This is a genomic window from Streptomyces niveiscabiei (assembly GCF_001419795.1).
Taxonomy (GTDB): domain Bacteria; phylum Actinomycetota; class Actinomycetes; order Streptomycetales; family Streptomycetaceae; genus Streptomyces; species Streptomyces niveiscabiei.
The window spans coordinates 1-3,912 of record NZ_LIRL01000122.1 but is presented as its reverse complement, the minus strand read 5'-3'; the positions used below and the strand labels follow the sequence as shown (position 1 = coordinate 3,912).

Annotated in this window: 6 protein-coding genes; 4 read left to right on the top strand and 2 right to left on the bottom strand. The window is 68.8% G+C overall.

Going from position 1 to position 3,912, the window contains the following annotated elements; all coding sequences use genetic code 11:
- A partial coding sequence (locus AOK24_RS07000) for a serine hydrolase (RefSeq protein WP_055719179.1) occupies positions 1 to 874 on the bottom strand: 874 nt, incomplete at its 3' end.
- A gap of 149 nt (positions 875 to 1,023) precedes the next feature.
- Between AOK24_RS07000 and AOK24_RS06995 the strand changes: the two genes are divergently transcribed.
- On the top strand, positions 1,024 to 1,749 hold the full coding sequence (locus tag AOK24_RS06995) for an SseB family protein (RefSeq protein WP_055719181.1): 726 nt from the start codon (positions 1,024 to 1,026) through the stop codon (positions 1,747 to 1,749).
- 59 nt (positions 1,750 to 1,808) lie between these two features.
- Here the strand turns inward: AOK24_RS06995 and AOK24_RS06990 are convergent, their stop codons facing one another.
- Entirely contained in the window at positions 1,809 to 2,153 is a 345-nt protein-coding gene (locus AOK24_RS06990) for a DUF1844 domain-containing protein (RefSeq protein WP_055719178.1), read from the bottom strand.
- Between the two features lie 374 nt (positions 2,154 to 2,527).
- Between AOK24_RS06990 and infC the strand changes: the two genes are divergently transcribed.
- From infC to rplT, 3 genes are all read left to right on the top strand, one after another.
- Complete coding sequence (gene infC, locus AOK24_RS06985; protein ID WP_079056703.1) at positions 2,528 to 3,217, top strand: translation initiation factor IF-3; 690 nt, start codon at positions 2,528 to 2,530, stop codon at positions 3,215 to 3,217.
- 110 nt (positions 3,218 to 3,327) lie between these two features.
- Positions 3,328 to 3,522, top strand: a complete 195-nt coding sequence (gene rpmI / locus AOK24_RS06980) for a 50S ribosomal protein L35 (RefSeq protein WP_003977225.1) — start codon at positions 3,328 to 3,330, stop codon at positions 3,520 to 3,522.
- A 93-nt stretch (positions 3,523 to 3,615) separates the two neighbouring features.
- Positions 3,616 to 3,912, top strand: a 297-nt coding sequence (gene rplT, locus AOK24_RS06975; protein WP_055719180.1) for a 50S ribosomal protein L20, incomplete at its 3' end; no start/stop codon positions are given.

Below are 3,912 nucleotides of genomic sequence, written 5' to 3'. Positions count from 1 at the left end.
CCCCCGCCGCCATGCTCGCGTTCCCGTCGGACAGCACGGCCACCAGGTACGCCCCACCCCCGGCCGTCACCCGCCCGATGCTGTTGACGTCCCACAGCCCCGTCGTGCTGCGCGGGAGCCACCCGTTCTTCAGCGCCCACTCGGCGCCCTGCGCGGCGGCCGACACCCCCCACCGCTGGTCGGCCTCGACCTGGGCCATGAGCCCGCCGACGTACGCCCGGGAGGCGTCGTTCAGTTCCGAGGAGTCTCCGAACACCTGCTGGAGCAGGGCGAGTTGATCGGCGGCGGTCGTCTGCGTGAGCCCCCACAGCGCGCCCTCCCCGCCCTCCGTGCCGGTCATCCCGAACCGGTCGTTGGCCGCGTCGAGCCCCTCCGCCTGGCCGATGGTGTTCCACAGGGCGGTGGCGGAGTCGTTGTCGCTGTTCTCGATCATCAGGGCGGCGTACGACCTCTCCTGCGCGGTGAGGCTCCGGCCCGCGTCCTGCGCCTGGAGCAGCAGCGCGGCGAGGATGTCGACCTTCACGATGCTGGCCGTGTCGAACGCGGCCTCCCCGTACACGGCACTGTCCCCGGAGCCCAGATCGAGCACCCCGACGGACACGGCGGCGTCACCGGGGACGCTCACCGCCTGCATCGCCGTCTTCAGCAGCGCGGTGCGGTCGGTCTCCGGCACAGGTTCCTCCTGGGTACGCGCGGCCGGCGAGGACGTCGCCGCCGGGGCCGACGATACGGGGGTGCCGGGAGCGCTGTCGTGGATCTTCACGTACGCCGTCCCGCAGGCCATCGCGACGACGGCGAGCACGGACAGCAGGAGCGGCCGGCGCCGGGAGGAGGAGCGGGCGCGGTGGCGTCGTACGGGTCTGGAGGACTCCATCCCGCGATGGTGGGGGCGGTGACTGTGTCCCCCGTGAGACGGACGTTAGAGCTGTGTCAGGGATTCCTGAGAGAACCGTGAAACCGGTGACCGCGCGGTTTCCGGCCCCGCACAACCGCAGCAGCATCCCCCCGATAGGGTCGTCGACCGTGGCGAACAAGAACATTCCCGACCCCGGCTTCCCCGACGACGACGGCACCGCCGACCCGGCGCTCACGGCGGCGCTCACGGCATGGACGCAGGACCGCGCGCAGCTCCCCGCGGTCCTGGCGGCGCTGCGGACCGCGCGTCTGCTGGTCCCCGTCGTGGCGGTCCTCGGCGAGGTCGAGGAGGACGAGAACGGACTGCGCCGCGAAAAAATGAGCGACATGGCGGTCCCCACCCTGAAGGCAGGCCCCCGCAAGGCACTCCCCGCCTTCACGTCGACAGCGTCCCTGGCCCTCTGGGACCCCGAGGCCCGCCCGGTCGCCGTCCGCCTCCACCAGGCCCTGGAAGCGGCGGCCCACGAGAAGGCCGACACCCTCATCCTGGACCTCGCGGGTCCGATCCCCTTCGAACTGACGGGCCAGACCCTCTTGGCGCTCGCGGAAGGCCGCACAACAACAGACCCACTGTCGGACCCGGCAGTACGCGAAGCGGTACGAGCAGCGGTGGCATCAGAACCAGCGGTCCAGCGCGCATACCTGGGCCCGGGTGAGTCGGACGGCACCCTGGCCCTGGTCCTGGCGGACGACGCCGTACCGGCCAAGGCAGCCCAGGCAGTGGCAGAACGCCTAGCGGCGGACGAGACACTGAGGGCACGCTTGGTGAAGGGCTTGGATTTGGCACTACTACCGACCGGCACCGAACTACCGGGCAGCAGCCAGGTCCTTTAGGGGCGCGGGGAACTGCGCGAACAACCCCCACCGGCCAGCAGCCGAAACTCCACCCGTCTTTAGCTGTAAACCGGCCCCGTGTACTTCTCCCCGGGCCCCTGCCCCACCGCATCCGGCACAACCGACGCCTCCCGGAACGCCAGCTGGAGAGACTTCAGCCCGTCCCGCAGCGGCGCTGCGTGAAACGAACTGATCTCCGTGGCCGACGCGTCCAGCAGCCCCGCCAACGCAGTGATCAGCTTGCGCGCCTCGTCCAGGTCCTTGAACTTCTCGCCCTCCTCGGTCAGCCCGAGCTTGACGGCCGCGGCGCTCATGAGGTTGACGGCGACCGTCACGATGACCTCGACGGCGGGGACCTCGGCGATGTCGCGGGTCATTTCGTTGAAGTCGGGGGTGTCACTCATGGAGGACACGATAGGGGGAGGGCGCACAGGGTCCACCACGGAGCCCGGATTGGCCAGTACCGACGCGAACTGTTAACGTTGGAGAACGACCGGCTGGACATGACTGTGCCCGGCCCACAAGTGGAGGCTTCGAACTCCCACCCGACCACCCCCCGGGGCGGCGGGTCACCGGTCAGACGGCCGCCCCTCGTGGGGGCGCCGCCGTCCGATGAGTACGCCCCGCGATCCCCGCGGCGGTGTTCCGGTAGTTCGAGGAACCCCGCATGTGATCGTCCGGGGCATTTTTTCTGCCTCGGCATGGTTGAAGGTCTTAAGAGACAGACGTTACGCGGCGCTCGAACCAGGGAGTCGCGTGGTGCAACCGAGGAGGACTCATCAGCGCCGAGCCCCGCATCAACGACCGGATTCGCGTTCCCGAGGTGCGACTTGTCGGTCCCAGTGGCGAGCAGGTGGGCATCGTCCCCCTGGCCAAGGCACTGGAGCTTGCGCAGGAGTACGACCTGGACCTGGTCGAGGTCGCGGCGAACGCCCGCCCGCCGGTCTGCAAGCTCATGGACTACGGGAAGTTCAAGTACGAGTCGGCCATGAAGGCCCGTGAGGCGCGCAAGAACCAGGCGCACACGGTCATCAAGGAGATGAAGCTCCGGCCGAAGATCGACCCGCACGACTACGACACCAAGAAGGGTCACGTCGTCCGGTTCCTCAAGCAGGGCGACAAGGTCAAGATCACGATCATGTTCCGCGGCCGTGAGCAGTCGCGCCCGGAGCTGGGCTACCGCCTGCTCCAGCGCCTCGCTTCGGACGTCGAGGACCTCGGGTTCGTCGAGTCGAACCCGAAGCAGGACGGCCGAAACATGATCATGGTTCTCGGTCCGCACAAGAAGAAGACCGAGGCGATGGCCGAGGCCCGTCAGGCGCAGGAGGCCCGCAAGGCCGAGGCGAAGGCCAACCCCGGCCGCTCGCAGAACGCCGCGGACGCCGACGCCGTGAACGCCGAGGTCCGGGAGACCGACGAGGCCGACGAGGTCGTCGAGACCCCTGCCGAGGCTTCCGCCGAGGCGTGATCCACGGGGCGCGAGCCCCTCGGATCGACCGACAGAACAGCGACGCTCCACCCCGTGCCCGGTTTCACGACCGGGCACCGGAGCGCCACCGACGAGGAGAGTACGGCGCTATGCCGAAGAACAAGTCGCACAGCGGTGCCAGCAAGCGCTTCAAGATCACCGGCTCCGGCAAGGTGCTCCGCGAGCGCGCCGGCAAGCGCCACCTGCTTGAGCACAAGTCGTCCCGCGTGACGCGTCGCCTCACCGGCAACGCCGAGATGGCCCCGGGCGACGCCGCGAAGATCAAGAAGCTTCTCGGCAAGTGACGTACGGCGCCTAGCGCCCTACGCCTCGACCGGGACCTATTCGACACCGGGTCGTGTGAGTCCAACCACGGCCCCGCTACAAGGAGTTAACAAGTGGCACGCGTCAAGCGGGCAGTCAACGCCCACAAGAAGCGCCGGGCGATCCTCGAAGCCGCCTCCGGCTACCGTGGTCAGCGTTCGCGCCTGTACCGCAAGGCCAAGGAGCAGGTCACCCACTCGCTGGTCTACAACTACAACGACCGCAAGAAGCGCAAGGGCGACTTCCGTCAGCTGTGGATCCAGCGCATCAACGCCGCTGCCCGCGCGAACGGCATCACCTACAACCGCTTCATCCAGGGTCTGAAGGCCGCGAACGTCGAGGTCGACCGCAAGATCCTCGCCGAGCTGGCC

Excerpts from the sequence above, each read along its gene's own strand:
- AOK24_RS06990 (WP_055719178.1), bottom strand. The coding sequence starts at position 2,153 with ATGAGTGACACCCCCGACTTCAACGAAATGACCCGCGACATCGCCGAG.
- rpmI (WP_003977225.1), top strand. The coding sequence starts at position 3,328 with ATGCCGAAGAACAAGTCGCACAGCGGTGCCAGCAAGCGCTTCAAGATC.